Source organism: Plantibacter auratus, assembly GCF_050587365.1.
Classification (GTDB): Bacteria; Actinomycetota; Actinomycetes; order Actinomycetales; family Microbacteriaceae; genus Plantibacter; species Plantibacter auratus.
Genome location: NZ_JBOBFV010000001.1, coordinates 1,486,094 through 1,503,433 on the forward strand (window position 1 = coordinate 1,486,094; position 17,340 = coordinate 1,503,433).

Annotated in this window: 10 protein-coding genes; 4 read left to right on the top strand and 6 right to left on the bottom strand. The window is 69.3% G+C overall.

What is annotated here, in order from left to right; all coding sequences use genetic code 11:
• Positions 1-3 precede the first annotated feature (3 nt).
• Positions 4-5,688, bottom strand: a complete 5,685-nt coding sequence (locus ACQ3HE_RS07075) for a PKD domain-containing protein (RefSeq protein ID WP_430891900.1) — start codon at positions 5,686-5,688, stop codon at positions 4-6.
• A gap of 219 nt (positions 5,689-5,907) precedes the next feature.
• Positions 5,908-6,567 (bottom strand): hypothetical protein, encoded by a 660-nt coding sequence (locus tag ACQ3HE_RS07080; protein ID WP_430891901.1) that lies wholly within the window; start codon positions 6,565-6,567, stop codon positions 5,908-5,910.
• A 230-nt stretch (positions 6,568-6,797) separates the two neighbouring features.
• On the opposite strand from ACQ3HE_RS07080, the gene ACQ3HE_RS07085 reads away from it, so the two are divergent.
• The 3 genes from ACQ3HE_RS07085 to ACQ3HE_RS07095 all read left to right on the top strand — a co-directional run bounded on the left by ACQ3HE_RS07085 (position 6,798) and on the right by ACQ3HE_RS07095 (position 9,922).
• Positions 6,798-7,277, top strand: a complete 480-nt coding sequence (locus tag ACQ3HE_RS07085) for an FAD synthase family protein (RefSeq protein ID WP_124768707.1) — start codon at positions 6,798-6,800, stop codon at positions 7,275-7,277.
• Positions 7,278-7,380: 103 nt separating this feature from the next.
• A complete protein-coding gene (locus ACQ3HE_RS07090; RefSeq protein WP_430891902.1) occupies positions 7,381-8,103 on the top strand; it encodes a polysaccharide deacetylase family protein in 723 nt (240 codons plus the stop codon).
• 358 nt (positions 8,104-8,461) lie between these two features.
• Positions 8,462-9,922, top strand: a complete 1,461-nt coding sequence (locus ACQ3HE_RS07095) for a right-handed parallel beta-helix repeat-containing protein (RefSeq protein ID WP_124768705.1) — start codon at positions 8,462-8,464, stop codon at positions 9,920-9,922.
• 38 nt (positions 9,923-9,960) lie between these two features.
• On the opposite strand, the gene pip is transcribed toward ACQ3HE_RS07095, so the two are convergent.
• The 4 genes from pip to recQ form a co-directional block, all read right to left on the bottom strand.
• Positions 9,961-10,920, bottom strand: a complete 960-nt coding sequence (pip, locus tag ACQ3HE_RS07100) for a prolyl aminopeptidase (protein ID WP_191940527.1) — start codon at positions 10,918-10,920, stop codon at positions 9,961-9,963.
• A gap of 65 nt (positions 10,921-10,985) precedes the next feature.
• On the bottom strand, positions 10,986-11,873 hold the full coding sequence (ypfJ, locus tag ACQ3HE_RS07105) for a KPN_02809 family neutral zinc metallopeptidase (RefSeq protein ID WP_430891903.1): 888 nt from the start codon (positions 11,871-11,873) through the stop codon (positions 10,986-10,988).
• Positions 11,874-11,963: 90 nt separating this feature from the next.
• Positions 11,964-14,045 (bottom strand): acyl-CoA dehydrogenase family protein, encoded by a 2,082-nt coding sequence (locus ACQ3HE_RS07110; RefSeq protein WP_430891904.1) that lies wholly within the window; start codon positions 14,043-14,045, stop codon positions 11,964-11,966.
• Positions 14,046-14,206: 161 nt separating this feature from the next.
• The gene (gene recQ, locus ACQ3HE_RS07115; protein ID WP_430891905.1) at positions 14,207-16,210 is read right to left on the bottom strand and encodes a DNA helicase RecQ; all 2,004 of its coding nucleotides are present in this window, start codon (positions 16,208-16,210) and stop codon (positions 14,207-14,209) included.
• A gap of 208 nt (positions 16,211-16,418) precedes the next feature.
• Here recQ and ACQ3HE_RS07120 point away from each other — a divergent pair, with 208 nt between their 5' ends.
• Positions 16,419-17,075 carry a fasciclin domain-containing protein gene (locus ACQ3HE_RS07120; RefSeq protein ID WP_079705110.1) on the top strand — a complete coding sequence of 219 codons (657 nt, stop codon included), beginning with the start codon at positions 16,419-16,421 and terminating at the stop codon, positions 17,073-17,075.
• The last annotated feature ends 265 nt before the right edge of the window (positions 17,076-17,340 follow it).

The window sequence follows — 17,340 nt, forward strand, 5'->3', positions numbered from 1 at the left end:
CGCTCACTGGACGGGCCGAGCGACGAGGCTGTCGAACGACACGGACACCGGGAAGTTGGTCGAGCTGCCACTCAGGTACGCGACGAGCGCGACGGTCCCGGGCCCCTGCAACTCGGCCGATGCGTCGGTCGCGGTCGTCTGCCAGGCGGCCGGCTCGGCGGAGGCCGCAGCCCAGACCTTGGCGCTGATGGTCGACGTCCCGCTCCCCGTCACCTGCACGCGCACGGTGTACTCCGTGGCAGGAGCGAACACCCCGGCCACGGCGACCGTCTTCAGGGTGGTCTCCGCACCCGCGACCGTCTTCGTGACGTAGAGGGTCATCGCGCCGTTGGAAGCGACCTTGACCTTCGCCCGGTAGTCGTTCCCCGGGGACACCTGGCGGCCAGCGAGGGAGACGAAGGCGCCTCCACCGTCGGGCAGCTTGTCCAGGGAGAAGTTGACGGTGGCGTCCGTGCTCTGCGCCGAGACACCGGCCAGGTACGCGCTCACTCCGGCGCCGGCCTTCGTGAGCTTGAGCACGCCCTTGCCAGCCGCCACGGACGCGTTGGCCGCTCCCCCGGTGACCGTCCAGGCACCACCCGTGTCGGCGTTGCCGAAGCCGCCGGCCTGGGTGCGCTCGAACGTGTCGGCAGCGAACTTGGCTGCCGGGTCCACCGGCGGGTCGACCGGCGGGGTCACCGGGGCGGTCACGGTCGCGACACTCGTGACGGTGCCTGTGGCACCGACGTTGTCCGTCACCGTGAGCCGCACCGTGTAGGAACCTGCCGCGGCATAGGTGTGCGTCGCGGTTGCACCGGTCGCGGTCCCGCCGTCTCCGAAGTCCCAGGCGTAGGAGGCCAGCGTCCCGTCACTGTCGCTCGACGTGGAGCCGTCGACACTCAGCACGAGGTCCGCAGCCGACTGGGTGAACGCGGCCACCGGGGCGACGTTCGCGACCGGTGGGGTCGTCGGGGCACCGACGGGCACCGCCGTCAGACTGTCGAACGCCACGGAGACCGGGAAGTTGGCCGAGCTGGCGCTCAGGTAGGTCATGACCCCGACGGTTCCCGCTGCCTGGAGGACGGCCGTGGTGTCGCTCGTCGTCGTCTGCCAGCTCGTCGGCTCGGCAGTGGCGGTGCGCCACGCCTTCGCGTTGACCGTGGTCGCGTTGGCGCCGTCGACCTGGACACGGATGGTGTACTCCGTGCCGACCGTGTAGGTGCCTGCAAGGGCGACGGTCTTCAGCGTGGTCTCCGCGCCGCCCACCGTTCGGGTGATGTAAAGGGTCATCGCGCCGTTCGACGCCACCTTCACCTTCGCCCGGTAGTCGTTGCCTGCGGACACCTGGCGTCCGGCGAGCGAGACGAATGCCCCGCCGCCGTCAGCCACCTTGTCCAGGCGGAAGACGACGCTGGCGTCGGTCGAGGTCGACGAGACGCCCGAGAGCGACCCGTTCACGCCTGCCCCGCCCTTGGTGAGCTTCAGCACACCCTTGCCGCCGGTGACGGTGGCGTTCGCGGCACCTCCGGTGATCGACCAGGTGCCGCCGCTGTCCGCCGTGCCGAAGCCACCCGTCACCGAGCGCGTGAACGAGTCGTTCGCGAGCGAGGTCGGGGTGACCGGTGCGGTGACGGTCACGCTGCGCGTGGTCGAGTTCGTCGCACCGCCGTTGTCGGTCACCGTCAGCGTGACCGTGTAGGTCCCGGCGGCGGCGTAGCTGTGCGAGGCCGTGGCTCCGGTCGCCGTCCCGCTGTCGCCGAAGTTCCAGGCGTAGGACGCGATGGTGCCGTCGCTGTCGGTCGAGGTGGAGCCGTCGACCGCGACGACGAGGCCGCTCGGCGTCGCCGTGAAGGCGGCCGTCGGAGCGACGTTGGCGGGAGCCGCGACGGTCACGACGGAGGTGCTGCTGCCCGTCAGGCCGTCGTTGTCCGTCACCGTGTGCGTGACCGTGAAGCTTCCGGCGGCGGCGTAGGTGTGCGAGACCGTGGCTCCGGTGCCGGTCTGACCGTCGCCGAAGTTCCAGGCGTGCGACACGATCGTGCCGTCGCCGTCGGTCGAGGTCGAACCGTCGAGGCTCACCGCGAGACCGGCGGCCGACTGCGTGAAGTGCGACGTCGGCGCGACGAGGACCGGCGCGCTGACGACGATGGTCTGGGTGACCTCGCCGATCGCGCCCTGGTCGTCCGTCACCGTGAGCTTGGCCTGGTAGCTGCCCGCGGCCGTGTAGGTGTGCGACGTGGTGGCGCCCGTGCCGGTCGTGCCGTCACCGAAGTTCCAGGCGAAGGACGCGATCGAGCCGTCAGGATCCGTCGACGCCGAAGCGTCGAAGGCGACCGTCAGGTTCTGCGCGGACGGACTGTAGGCGGCGGTCGGAGCGACGTTCGGGAGCTTCGTCGTGACGGAGCCGGTCGTGGTCGCCGTCGCGCCCCGGTTGTCGGTGACGGTGAGGGTCACGGTGTGCGCACCGGCCGTCGTGTAGTCGTGGCTCGGCGTCACGCCGGTCCCCGTCGTCCCGTCGCCGAAGTCCCAGGCGTAGGACGCGATGGTGCCGTCCTGGTCCGCCGAGGCGGAGGCGTCGAACTGCGCGTGCAGGTCGACGGCGGTACCGGTGAACGATGCGGTCGGAGCGACGTTCGGCACCACGCCCGTCCCGAGTTCCCAGTGGTTCTGGACCTGGGCGTTCGTGAGCGGCGTCGGGTAGACGGCGACCTCGTCGAGCGTCCCGGAGAAGAACGGGTCGGTGCCGTTCCACACGTTGTCACCGGCGATCCGCCAGTAGCCCGCGTAGTCCTGCGCACCCGTCTGTGGGTTGGTGCCCTGCAGCGCCCCGTCCACGTAGAGCTTCATCCCGTCGCTCGACTGCTCGGCCACGAGGTGGTGCCAGGCACCGTTGTTGAGGCCGGCGACCGAGGTGATCGTGTTCGTCTGGCCCGTCCAGGTCCCGAAGGTCAACGCACCGTTCGGCTCCATGTAGACGTGGCGGTCGTAGCTGCCGGACGTACCGGTCTGACTGCTCCCGAAGCCGATGAGCTTGCCTCCACGCGTCGTCGTGGTCTTGAACCACAGTTCGAGGGCGTACGAGTTCGGGCTGGAGAACTGGTCGTTGCTCGCGACGCCGGCCTGCTGCCAGCCGCCCTGGTTGATGGGGTCGAACGCGGCGGCCTTGTTGGCCGTCCCGGTGATCGCACCGTCGACGCCCTGGTTCACCCGGCCGGTGTACGTTCCGGCGTGATCGCTCTTCGAGGAGTCGAGCGCCGCAGCGCCCGCCGTCTCGCCGAGTCGCCAGTACAGCGTCGGGTCCAGGTTGTAGACCGAGGCGCCGTAGCTGTCTGCGGGCGCCGCCGGGATCGGCGAGGTCCGTCCGGAAGCGACGAAGTGGTTGATGATCGAGTCCTGGCTGAGCGCGGCGTCGTAAATGGCGACTTCGTCGATGTTGCCGGCCAGGTAGGACGATGACGGCTGGTTGGGCCAACCGCCCAGGTTGTCACCGCCGATCCGCCAGTAGCCGTTGAAGGGCTGACCGGTGGTCGTGTCGGCACGGCTCGCCACGAGGCGGCCGTCGACGTACAGCTTCATCCCGGCGCTGCTCATCGACGCTGCGACGTGGTGCCACTGTCCGTCGTTGTAGCTCTTCGACGAGTTCACGGTCCTGACCTGGCCCGGGTAGACCCCGAAGAAGATCCGGCCGTCGTTGTCCAGGTACACCTGGCGGTCGTAGTTGTTCGAGTTGCCGGTCGCAGAGCCGCCGAAGCCGATGATCTTGCCACCACTCGTGGAGGTCGTCTTGATCCAGCTCTCGACGGTGAACGTGTCCGGGGACAGCTGTACGTCCGGCGTCGTCACGTTCCCGTTGGTCCCGGAGAACCCGTACGAGGCGTTCGTGTCGCCGATCCCCGAGCCGTCCTGGTTGAGCGAGACGTCACCGGTGATGTTGCCGTCGGCGAAGCCCGCCCAGTCCTCGGCGGTGGTGCCGCCCGATTCACCGAACCGGTAGTAGGTCTTCGGGCTGTCGGCCAACACGGACGACGAGTACGCGCTCGAGCTCTGACCACCGGACGCGATCGTCACGGTCACGGTGTCGGAGCGAGCGATGTTCCCGAAGGGGTCGGTGGCGAACACCCGGTAGCGGTAGGTCTGACCGGGGGTCAGACCCGTGTCGACGTAGCCCATCGAGCCACGTTGCCAGAAGGTCGACTCCTTGGTCGTCGTGTAGATCGGCTTGGCCGTGTTGCCGTCGCGGATCACCTGGTAGGTGAGGTTCGTGTTGTCGCGGTCCCAGTTCGCCGTCCAACGGATGCGTGCCTGGCCGTTGACCGACGAGGTGACCGTCGGGTTGAAGCGCGAACCCGTCACGACGGGACCCTGCGCGTTCGGCGCCTTCGACGACACCGCGAACCGGACGAGACCCTGCTGACCGGATCCGTTCACGTTCTTGAACTCGCCGCCCATCACGACGTACTGCGTGTTACCCGCGACGGACCATGGGCCCTGGTTCTGACCGGTCTTGGTGCCGGTGTCGAGGTTCGGGAACCAGTTGAGGAGCGTCGGCGAAGCCTGACCGCCCCAGCTCGGGTAGCCGTAGATGTCGGGGGTCGCCGTCCCGGTGGCCGCCTTGCTGAAGGCGATCCCGCGGTAGAACGACCAGGGGTCGGTCTGCGGGAACCCACCGATGTTGCCGCAGTAGTGTGCGTGGCCCGCGGTGTACACGACGTCTCCGACGACCGCGGCACTGTACGTGTCACCGTGGCAGTCTGCCACCCACTGGAGCGCCCCGCCGTCCCATGAAGCGCGGAAGCTGTTCTCGAGGTTGCCACCGGAACCGAAGACGTAGCCGGTGCCGTAGACGCTGTCGCCGTCGGAGGTGAGGCTCGTGATCCCGGCCTGGGTGCCGCCGTTGCGCACCTTGTCGTTCGCACCGAACGGCAGCAGCGCACCGTCGGTGAGGTTCACGGCCGCGACACCGTACCCCGGGTTGGTCGAACCGTTGACCGACGTGAACTGGCCGCCGACGACCGCCTTCGAGCCGTCGGGCGACAGGACGATCGCGTTCACCCGCCCGCCGTCCGCCGCCGGTGCCCATGGGAGGACCGCGCCGTTGGAAGCGCTGGCCGCCGCGAGTCGGAGGCGCTGGTCGGTCCCGACCGAGGTGAAGAGTCCGCCGAAGTAGACGGTGCTGTTCGTCGCGGCGATCGCGCGCACCGTCGAGGCCGGCTTCGGGAGGAAGGAGGTGATGAGCGCGCCGCTGGTCGGGTTGAGCGCGGCGATCCGCCACACCGTCGCGCCGTTCACCGCGGTGAACGAACCGCCGACGTAGATCCGCGAGCCGTCGGGGGATGCCGCGACGCTGACCGCCTCGCCGCCGGTGAGGCTCGGAGCGAAGCCCTGGATGAGCTCGCCGGTCGAGAGCTTGTACGCGAGGATGTTGTTCCGCGTCACCGTGTTCGTGCCGGGGGCGGCACCCGCCGGACGGGCCGTGGAGAAGTCTCCCACCGCGTAGACGGTGTCGCCGACGACGATCTGCTGCCAGACCACACCGTCCACCTGGACGGTCGGGAGCGCGTCGGCGCTGACCGTGGTCGGCGAGGCCGGACTGGTCGGATCGACCGGCGCGGTGTCGGCGTACGCAGGCGTGGCGACGAGCGCGCCCGTCAGGACCGCGGCGAGCGCCACGGCCGCGACGGCAGCCTTCGAGAAGAGAGAACGGGTCATGATTGGGTGCCCCCATCAGTCGCCGAGCAGGCGACCGGTAACGGTGAGAGAAATGCACGACACGGCTTCGGGTGCAGTGGCGCGATCGGATGCTATCAGCGCCGCTGACGCGCCAGTATCCCTCGAACATGGGTGATTTTGCCCCCCGCTGTTGCCCCGCGGATCACCCCCTCAGGTCGCCATCGGCCACCGTCGCCGACCTCCACTCGCTTGAGACGATCAGGCGGACGGCGCTGCGCCTTCGAACAGCACCACCGGTGCGGTCACGACCGAGTCGACGAACACCCGGAACGACTCGCGCTGGTCGGCCGGCACGGCGAACACGTAGACCGCTGTCGCACGGTCCCCGGCCGCGAGCCGGGCCGGGAAGGCCACGACGCCGGGACCGCTCAGCTCGGAACTCGCGGTCCGGTCCGGGCCGGAGTCGGCCGTGACCTGCACGGTACGAAGGTCGACCTCGGCGTCGGAGCCGTTCACGAACTCGACCGACACCCGCACGGCGGGCCCGGATATCTCCCCCACGCCGGTCGCCTCGCCGTCGACGGCCTCGAGCCCGGTGATCGCGACCGTGACGCCGGGGAGCGGCTCGGCGTCGTCGTCGAAGGCGATCGGCGTCTGCGTGGGCCGTCCACCCGGTTCCGGTGCGCCGGTCGACGAGCCGGTCGCTCCAGGCGTCGTGGCTCCGGCGCTGGTGGACGAGGTGGGGACCGCCGTCCCGGTCGCGCCGCCCGCATCGGTCGTCGTCGCCGGACGGAAGACGAGGAACGCCACGATGAGCAGCGCGACGACCACGACCGCCGACACGACGATCAGCGTGGTCCGACGACGGGTCTTCGGCACGTTCGTGTCTGCTGTCTGTTCACCCTCGAGCTCGGTCACCGTGGTACCCCGTTCCGAGCGATCCGCCCGTGTCCGCTGCGGAGGCCTCCGGAAGGAGTCCTCTCGGGAGGCAGCTTATTGGGCCCGGCCTGACGCTGCCAGGCATCGGCCCCTCCTCGGGTGGCACCTGAAAGTGGACTCGGCAAGCGGTGATGACCCTCATACGCTCGGACCAGGCTCAATGAACGCGCCGGAGACGTCAGGGAAACACACATACGGGGAGCGTTCGGATGAGCGATCAGCACGCAGCAGCACGACCGGGACGCGTCGGCTACGCAGCAGGCGCCTTCGACCTCTTCCACGTCGGGCACCTGAACATCCTCCGTCACGCCAAGAGCGCGTGCGACTACCTCATCGCCGGGGTCGTCTCGGACGAGCTGCTGCGCACCCGCAAGCGCATCGAGCCCATCGTCCCGCTGACCGAGCGTCTCGAGATCGTCCGCCACATCGGCTTCGTCGACGAGGCCGTCGAGGAGACCTGGGACGACAAGCTCCAGGCCTGGGATGCGCTCCGGTTCGACATCTTCTTCAAGGGCGACGATTGGCGCGGGACCGCAGAGGGCCTCCGTCTTGAAGCGGAGTTCGCCAAGGTCGGCGTCGAGGTCGTCTACTTCCCCTACACGATGAGCACCTCGAGCACCGCACTCCGCCGTGCACTCGCCCAGCTCGAGGAGCAGCGCGAGCTCGACACCACGCTCGTCCAGGCCTGACACCCGCCGTACCCCTGCGCCCCGTCCGCCGCCGCGGCCGCGCTCCCGTTCGCCACGACAGCGAGGTACTGTTGGACGGATCGACTCACAGGGCGGTGGACACATGACGAAGGCTCGGCAGGCGCTGCTCGCACGCCTCACCGGTTCGCTGCCCGTCCACGGCTCGATCGTCGGTGTCGCGACCGAGGAGCGCACGGTCGTCATGACCTACGGTGACGGTCCGAGCCCCGACGGCACGCCAGGCGTCCTCGACGCCCTCGCCGAGGCAGGCGCGACCGCGACGTTCTTCGTCCTCGTCGGCCGCGCGCGGAAGCACCCCGAGCTCCTCGAACGCATCGTCGCCGGTGGACACGAACTCGCGCTGCACGGCGACGACCACGTGCGCCTCACCGACTTCTCCGAGGAGGCGGCCTATCGGCGGACCCTCGCGGCCAAGCAGGAGCTCGAACAACTGAGCGGCCAGGCGATCGAGTGGTTCCGTCCACCCTACGGCGCGCAGAGCATCGAGACCTGGCAGGCCGTCAAACGAGCCGGCCTGCAGACGGTGCTGTGGACGGCGACCGCCTGGGACGTCAAGGACGTCGGCGAGCACGAGCGCGTCGCCCACGCCGTCCGGCACTGCCACCAGGGCTCGATCCTGCTCGCCCACGACGGCTTCGCCGGCCCGGCCGACGGCGTCGACGACGGCCCGGAACCCGAGGTCGACCGCGGCGCGCTCGCAGCCGAGCTGCTGAGCGGTTTCGCCCGCGAGGGGCTCATCGGTCGGTCGCTGCGCGACGCTCTCGTCGCCGGGAAGGCCGTCCGCCGCGCACGGTTCTCCGAGTAGTCCACGACCTGCGCACGGCCCACGTTCAGCGCATCCCCAGTTTGCGCGGGGGTCATCACGATGCGCCCTGCGGTCACTCCACGACCCACGTCGGTCGCCGCACGGGCGGTCGTGTCCAAGCCACCTCGCCTCCCCCGCCGGTCGCTCGCTCAGCGCGGTCGAGGACGACCCTCCATGAACGTGGGAAGCCTGTCGACTACCTCACATCCTCGTGCGGGGGGCATCATGAATATCCTGGTCAGCGGCAACTTGCGCTCCCTTGGGCCGTACTGCAAGGTTAACGGATCACGAACAGGGACCGACCGGGGGGCCGGGATCCGCCGAACCGTAACACGACGTCCGACGGAGGACTCCACCCATGAACGGGTATCCACGATCAGCACGACCGAACCGCCGCAGACACTCCTCGATCGCATCGGCTCCGACCGGCGTCCGCACACCTCTCGGCGCCGCGATCATGGCGATCGTCGTCACCCTCGCGACGATGCTCGCCGTCCCGACCGCTGCGAACGCCGCGACCTCGGGGTCCTTGAGTGTCGCACCGGGCGCCTCGGCTGCCGCGGTCGTGACCGCGTCGAATCTCGCCGACACCACGGCGTCGGCGCAGTTCACCGTACCGGCACAGCGGACCGCGTACGTCGCCGTCCAGCTCCGAGCCCCGTCGAACGCCGCAGGATATCGCGCCAAGGCGCGCATCCTGGCGAACGGCGAGGTCACCGTCAGCATCTCCCGCGTCGTCGCTGGAGCTGAAACCTCACTCGTCAGCGGCGCCACCGGGATCACGGTCGCCACCGGACAGCAGCTGAACCTGGAGGGGACGGTGTCCGGATCGAACCCGGTGAAGCTCTCCGTCCGCGCGTGGGTGGAGGGCACCACCAAGCCCTCGTGGCAGCAGAGCGCCTCCGACAGCTCCGCCACCCGCGTCAGCGCTGCCGGACCTGTCCGCGTCTGGAGCTACCTCTCGGGCTCCGCAGGCTCGGCCGCGACGATCGGCTTCGGCAAGGCCGCAGCCTCCACCCCGGCGGCGGCTCCAGCCGGGTCGACGTCAAAGCCGTCGGCATCCACCACCGGCGTGCCGTCGGGGACCTCGCTCACCAGACACGACGGCGACCTCACGATCACCGAGGCCGGGACCGTCATCGACGGGCTGGACATCCACGGGTTCGTGACCGTGCGGGCGGCGAACGTGACCATCAAGAACTCGATCGTCCGCGGCGGCAAGGCGAAAGGCTTCGCGGTCGGCCTCATCACGAACTACGGATACGACAACCTCGTCATCGACCACGTGGACGTCACGGCCGAGTTCCCGTCCGTCTACTTCGACGGCATCAAGGGGTGGGACTTCACGGCGCGCAACGTCCACGTCGTCGGGAACGTCGACTCGGTCAAGATCCACGGCGACAACGTACTGATCGAGAAGTCCCTGCTGGAGAACACCGTGGACTATGCGAACGATCCGGCGCAAGGCGGGCGGGCCACCCACAACGACAACATCCAGATCCTGCAGGGGCAGAACCTCCGGGTCGTGGGCAACACGATCCGCGGAGCGTCCAACTTCGCGATCCTCGGCGGCGCCGAGCAGAACAACGTCAACCTGACGGTCGACGGCAACTGGATCGACGGCGGCCACTGCTCGCTCAAACTGCAGGTGAAGCAGTCGTGGACGCAGACGGCGAAGGTCACGAACAACAAGTTCGGCCCGAACCGTGCCGTGTCGTCCTGCGCGTTCACGTCCTACCCTGCAGTGAGCCTCACCCAGAGCGGCAACACGATGGAGCTGACGGGCGCGAAGGTCAACCCGCTCATCGTCGTCTCCTGAGCCTCGGGCGGTGCCGCAGCCCGTGGCTCAGCCCCGCCTCAGTCCTTCGCGAAGCGGTCCGTCGCGTCGATGAGCGCCGACAGGATGCCCGGCTCGTCGAAGGCGTGGCCCGCGTCGGGGACGATCGTGAAGTCCGCTTCCGGCCATGCCCGATGCAGGTCCCACGCGGTGAAGACCGGGGTGCACATGTCGTAGCGGCCCTGGACGATCACGCCGGGGACTCCGGCGAGTTTGCCGGCATCGCGGATGAGCTGCTCGGGTTCGAACCAGCCCTTGTTCGTGAAGAAGTGGTTCTCGATGCGCGCGAACGCCACCGCGAAGTGCGGGTCGGTGAACCGGGCGACGGTCTCCTCCTGCGGGAGCAGGGTGATCGTCGAGGACTCCCACCGCGACCAGGCGACGGCCGCCGGCCCGTGGACGGCCGGGTCCTCGTCGAACAGACGCCGGTGGTAGGCCTCGATGAGGTGGCGGCGCTCGTCAACCGGGATCGGCTCGAGGTAGCCCTCCCACAGGTCGGGGAAGACCGCGGAGGCACCGCCCTCGTAGAACCAGTCGAGCTCGGCGTCGCGCAGCGTGAAGATGCCGCGGAGCACGAGCTCGGTGACGCGCTTCGTGTGCTTCTGGGCGTACGCGAGCGCGAGGGTCGAACCCCAGGACCCGCCGAACACCATCCAGCGCTTGATCTTCAGCGCCTTCCGCAGCACCTCGAGGTCGGCGACGAGGTGCCAGGTGGTGTTCGTCGACAGGTCGGCCGCCGGGTCGCTCGCGTGCGGGGTGCTCCTGCCGCAGCCGCGCTGGTCGACGAGGACGATGCGGTACCGCTTCGGGTCGAAGAGCCGACGGTGGATGGGGCTCGTCGCGCCGCCCGGGCCGCCGTGGAGGAACACGACGGGCTTGCCGTCGGGGTTGCCGGAGGTCTCCCAGTACAGCGACTGCCCGTCGCCGACGTCGAGCATGCCGGTCTCGTACGGCTCGATCTCGGGATACGGCTCACCCATACGGTCCACTTCCTCCTGTGTTCACGACACGTGTCTCATCTAGCATGCCGCACCCGGCCCGCCGGTCAGAGCTGGTCGGCGGACACCGAGAAGGTGTCGCACGCTGACGGACCGGACTGGTAGCCGGTCATGAACCAGCGCTGCCGCTGCTCGGCGGAGCCGTGGGTCCACGCCTCGGGGTTCACCTGGCCGGTCGCGGCCTCCTGGATGCGGTCGTCGCCGACGGCCGCCGCGGCGCTCAGCGCGTCGTCGATCTCCTGCTGGGTCACGGGCTTCAGGAAGGCGACCCCCTTCGCATCCTCGGTGTCCGATGCCGCGGCGACCCAGGCACCGGCGAAGCAGTCGGCCTGGACCTCGATACGCACGGAGTCGGAGGCCGGACCCGTGCCGCTGCGGTCGGCGCGGTCCATGATGCCGGTGAGCGCCTGGATGTGGTGCCCCCACTCGTGTGCGACGACGTACATCTCGGCGAGCGGTCCGCCGGAGGCGCCGAAGCGGTCGCGCAGTTCGGCGTAGAAGCTGGTGTCGATGTAGATGGTCTGATCCGGCGGACAGTAGAACGGACCGGTGGCGCTCGTCGCGGCGCCGCAACCCGTGTTCGTCTGCTGGTCGAAGATGATGAAGTCCGCCGGCGAGGTGTAGTCGGCACCGAGCGCGGGGAGCTCCTCGGCCCAGTAGGCGTCGAGCGACGAGTAGGCACCGCCCATGCGGCAGTCGACGTTCGCGTTCGCGTCGGCACCGGTCTGGCACTCGTCGGAGAGTTGGCTCTCCTCCTGCTGGCCCCCGCCGACGCCACCGCCGCCGAGGATGCCCGACACGTCGACCCCGAGGAACTGCGAGATGAGGGCGATCACGATGACGCCGACCGCGCCGCCACCGACGGCGATGCCGGTCGTGCGGCCCCGTCGCTTGACCTTGTTCCCGCTGATGTCGGCGTTGTCGTTGAACGTCATGTCGGCACCCTATCGCGCAGCGCGAGGTGAGGCATATCGTCACCCGCCCCTTGCGCGGACGACGATCTGCCTCCTCTCAACCGCGCGTGGTCAGCGGGACTTCTTCGTGAGCGTCTTCTCGTCGACGGGTGCGTCGCCCGAGGCACGGAGCTCGGCGAAGTAGTCGGCGGCCTCCTGCTGACGCTGCGCCTCCTGGCCGGTCGCGATGGGTGCGCGCACGTGCTCGGGGGCGAAGCCGAACGCCTCGACGAGGTCGAGGGCGTGCGGACGCAGCCGCGCGATGAGGCGGTCGACGTAGGCGCTGACGGCCTGGCCGCGCTGCGGGGAGAGGCGCCCGTGGATGAGGTACCAGGCGAGGTGCTTCTCGATGAGCGAGAGCCCGAAGAGGTCGTGCACCCAGGTCAGCACCTGCTTGGTGCCGGGGTCCTGGATCTGCTCGACACCCTCGGTGAACGCCTCCCACTGGAGGAGCTCGCCGTGCGCCCGCGCGGCCTCGATGAGCTCGTTCTGGTGTGCGTTGAAGAGGTCGGACGCGGCCTGCTTGGAGAGCTTGTTCGCGCCGCGCAGCTTCGTCGCGACCTCGGCGATCATCGACTCGACGCGCTCGGTCAACAGCTCGCGCTGGACGTTCGTGTCGCGTAGCTGGCTCACCGAGCGAGCCGTGGAACCGAAGTCCTTCACGGTCTGCGCGAGGCTCCGGAGTCCGCTGCTGTGGACGGCGCGGTCGGTCGCCTGCTCGACGACGTAGCGGGCGAGCGCACCGGCGTCGACCTTCGCGAACTTCCGGCTGTAATCGGTGAGGAGACGCTTGGCGACGAGCTGCAGCAGCACGTTGTTGTCGCCCTCGAACGTCGCGTAGACGTCGAGGTCCGCGCGCAGGCCGGTGAGGCGGTTCTCTGCGAGGAAGCCGTTGCCACCGCACGCCTCCCGCGCCTCCTGGAGCGTGTCGAGCGCGTGCCAGGTCGACAGCGGCTTGAGCGCCGCCGCGAGCGTCTCGAGGTCCTGACGGTCGTCGTCCGAGTCGGCCTTGCCGCTGAACACCTCGTCGAACTTCACGAGCAGCCGGTCGTGGGCGAAGATCTGCGCGTACGTCGTCGCGAGCCGCGGCAGGAGCCGGCGCTGATGGCGCTGGTAGTCGAGGATGACCTCCTCCTGGGTGTCGCTGCCCGCGTTGAACTGCCGACGCTCACTGCTGTAGGTGATCGCGATCTGCAGGGCGAGGGCGGAGGCCGACGTCGCGGCTCCGTCGAGGGACACCCGGCCCTGGACGAGCGTGCCGAGCATGGTGAAGAAGCGACGCCCGGGGCTCTTGATGGGCGAGGAGTAGGTGCCGTCCTCGGCGACGTCGCCGTAGCGGTTGAGGAGGTTGGTGCGCGGCACGCGGACGCCGGTGAAGTGCAGCCGGCCGTTGTCGATGCCGTTGAGCCCGCCCTTCAGGCCGTCGTCCTCGCCGCCGATCCCGGGCAGGAATGCGCCCTCGTCGTCGCGGATGGGCACGTAGAAGCAGTGCACGCCGTGGTTCACGCCGTTCGTGATGAGCTGCGCGAACAGGGTCGCCGCCTTGCCGTGCACGGCCGCGTTGCCGAGGTAGTCCTTCCACGCCGCACGGAACGGGGTGTCGATGACGAACTCCTGGCTCTCCGGGTCGTACGTCGCGGTCGTCGCGATCGAGGCGACGTCGGAGCCGTGACCGGACTCCGTCATCGCGAATGCACCGGGGACGTCGAGGTTCATCGCGCCGGGCAGGAACGCGTCGTGGTGCGGCTCGGTGCCGAGGTGCAGGATCGCCGCACCGAAGAGGCCCCACTGGACACCGGACTTGATCTGGAGGGACGGGTCGGCGAGGACGAGCTCCTCGAACCCGGCGATGTTGCCGCCGTGGTCGTCGGCGCCGCCGAGGCGCTTCGGGAACGCCTTGAGCACCTGGCCGTTCTCGACGAGGAGCTTCAGCTGGTGGAAGACGCGGTCGCGGTGGTCGTCCATCGACTGTCCTTCGATCCGCTGCATCTCCGGCTTGGCGGCGAGTGCGCGCGACGCGAGACGAGCCTCCGGCCAGGTGCCGAGCAGCTGGTGGGCGAGCGCCGGGACATCGATCCGCGCGTCGGACGGCGCCACCTCGACCGTCGCTGCCGTGGTACCGCTGACGCTCGTCCGGATCGCTGTGTCGACCATCGCTGTGTCCTGCCTTTCACCCATGAAAACCTCCCACAATGGTAGGACTGTCATAACGATGGGTGAAAGCGCCTGTGGGATGTGGACAAGGGCCCGCCCGATCGCCGTCGATCGACTTGGTCCTCCCCCACAGCTGTCGCAGCTCGCTCCCAGGAGCGGCGTCAGGCGTTGGCGGCGACGACCTCGATGAGCGCCTCTCCGTAGGCGTCGAGCTTCTTCGCGCCGATGCCGCTGATGCCGTCGAGCGCGCCGAGCGAGTCGGGCTTCGCCGTCGCGACCTCCCGCAGGGTCGCGTCGCCGAAGACGATGTAGGCGGGGACGCCCTGCTCCTTCGCCACCCCGGCCCGCCAGGCACGCAGAGCCTGGAACAGCTCGGCCGCGGCTGGCTCGAGCTCGGCGTTCGCGCTCGACGAGCGAGAGGACGACCTCGACGAGGAGCGGGCAGCACGTTCCGGCTCGCGACGCATGGCCACCGGTCGGTTCCCTGCGAGCACCTCGGCGCTCCCGTCGGTGAGGCCGAGCGTGCCGTACTCGCCGACGGTGGCCAGGAGGTCGCGTGCGAGCAACTGACGGACCACGCCGCGCCACTCCTGGTCGCTGAGGTCCTCGCCGATGCCGAAGGTCGCGAGTTCGTCGTGCCGCTGCTGGGCGACGCGGTCGGTCCGCTTGCCGCGGAGGATGTCGATGATCTGCCCCGCGCCGAAGGACTGGTTGCGCTCGCGCTTCAGGCGCACGATCGTCGAGAGGAGTTTCTGCGCCGGCACGGTGCCGTCCCAGGTGACCGGTGGTTCGAGGCAGGTGTCGCAGTTGCCGCACGGCGTGGAGGGCTGACCGAAGTAGCGCAGCAGGTTGACCCGGCGGCAGTCGACGGTCTCGCAGAGGGCCAGCATCGCGTCGAGGTGGGCGCTGAGGTTGCGCTGGTGCGCGAGGTCGCCCGGTGATTCCGCGATCATGCGCCGCTGCTGGACGACGTCCTGCAGGCCGTAGGCGAGCCAGGCGATGGACGGCTCGCCGTCGCGCCCCGCACGGCCGGTCTCCTGGTAGTAGCCCTCGACGCTCTTCGGGAGGTCGACGTGGGCGACGAACCGGACGTCGGGCTTGTCGATGCCCATCCCGAAGGCGATGGTCGCGACGACCACGACACCGTCCTCGCGGAGGAAGCGGGACTGCGCAGCCGCTCGCACGGAGGCGTCGAGTCCGGCGTGGTACGCCACGGCGTCCACCCCGTTGTCGCGCAGGAGCTGCGCCGTCTGCTCCACCGTCTTGCGGCTGAGGCAGTAGACGATCCCGGCGGTGCCGGCCGGCTGTTCCTTCACGAACGCGACGAGCTGCTTGCGGACCTCGTTCTTGCCGACGATCCGGTACTGGATGTTCGGGCGGTCGAAGCTCGAGACGAAGTGCTTCGCCTCGCCGAGATGGAGCCGCTGCGTGATCTCCTGGTGCGTCGCGTCGGTGGCGGTCGCGGTGAGCGCGATGCGCGGGACGTCGGGCCAGCGTTCGGCGAGCTCGCCGAGCATGAGGTAGTCGGGGCGGAAGTCGTGCCCCCACTGCGACACACAGTGCGCCTCGTCGATCGCGAGCAGGGCGATGGTGCCCTGGCCGAGGAACCGCCGGGTCGCCTCCGAGCTCAGGCGCTCGGGCGCGACGTAGAGGAGGTCGAGCTCGCCGGCGAGGTAGGCCTGTTCGACCCGGGAACGCTCAGCGGGATCCTGCGTCGAGTTGAGGAACGCGGCGCGGACGCCGACGGCGAGGAGTGCGTCGACCTGGTCCTGCATGAGGGCGATGAGCGGGGAGACGACGATGCCGGTGCCCGGTCGGAGCAGGGCGGGGATCTGGTAGCAGAGGCTCTTGCCCCCACCCGTCGGCATGAGGACGACCGCGTCGCCGCCACCGGCGACCTGCTCGATGATCTGCTGCTGCTCGCCGCGGAACGCGTCGTACCCGAAGACGGCGTGGAGCGCCTCCTGCGCCGTGGCGAACTTCTGGCCGGCCGCACGGGCGGCCACCGGAGCCGCCGCGGGCGGAGCGCCTGGAGCGGACGCGACCGCTCCACTCCCCCACGCGACACCACCGCCGAGGTACGCGTCGTCGGGCGGTGGGGCGTCGAAGTCGTCGGGAGCGTCCGCGTCGTCCGGGATCCAGTCGGGTTCGGTACTCCAGCTCATCCGTCGATCGTAGCCGCAGCAGCTGACACCCCGGTGCCCCTCCACAGGAACGGATCCGAAGAATTTCGCTCCTCTTAATGCGCGACGCCGTCCGACACGCGATCGGATCTTTTTCCAAACCACCCCCGTGGGGGCTCCGAAGTGTCATCGAGGGCCGGTTCTGAGAGGCACTCGACAACCGGTCCAAACCTCATCAAAGGAGAATCACATGCGTACCATCAAGCGAAACCACATGGCAGTGCTCGCACTCGCCGCCGTCGCGACCTTCGGCCTCGCAGCCTGTTCCAGCGGCTCCAGCTCCGACAGCGGTTCCTCGATGGAGCCGAGCTCCGCTCCCACCGAGTCGATGGCTGCAGACCCCGCAGCGGACCTCGTCGGCTCGGGCTGCGCCGCCTACGCTGACGCCGTCCCGGACGGTGCTGGCTCCGTCGCCGGCATGTCGGCCGACCCCGTCGCCGTCGCCGCGTCCAACAACCCGCTGCTGACCACGCTCACCGCTGCGGTCTCCGGCCAGCTGAACCCCGACGTCAACCTCGTCGACACGCTGAACGGCTCCGAGTTCACCGTCTTCGCCCCGGTCGACGACGCGTTCAAGAAGATCGACGCCGCGACGATCGACAGCCTCAAGACGCCTGAGGGCGCTGCGACGCTGACCTCGATCCTCACGTACCACGTGATCCCCGGCCAGATCGCTCCGTCCGACATCGACGGTGAGCAGACCACCGTCGAGGGTGGAACCGTCAAGGTCGAGGGCTCGGGTGACAACATCACCGTCAACGGTGCCAAGGTCATCTGCGGTGGCGTCAAGACCGCCAACGCGACCGTGTACCTCATCGACTCGGTGCTGATGCCGCCGGCAAAGTAGCCGACCGCGGGTTCACCCGCACGCTACACCGGTAACAACGGAACAGCCCCGTCATCCTCTCCAGGATGGCGGGGCTGTTCCGTTGTGTCGGGACCGGAACCCGCTCGCCCGACCCTCCCCGGTCACTGAGGCTGTCGAAGTGCCCACGAAGCAGCTCGCCATCCGAGGACACCATCGACCGGACCGCCCTTCGACAAGCTCAGGGACCGAAGCGTGTCACCTCCCCCGGTCACTGAGCCTGTCGAAGTGCCCCCGAAGCACCTCG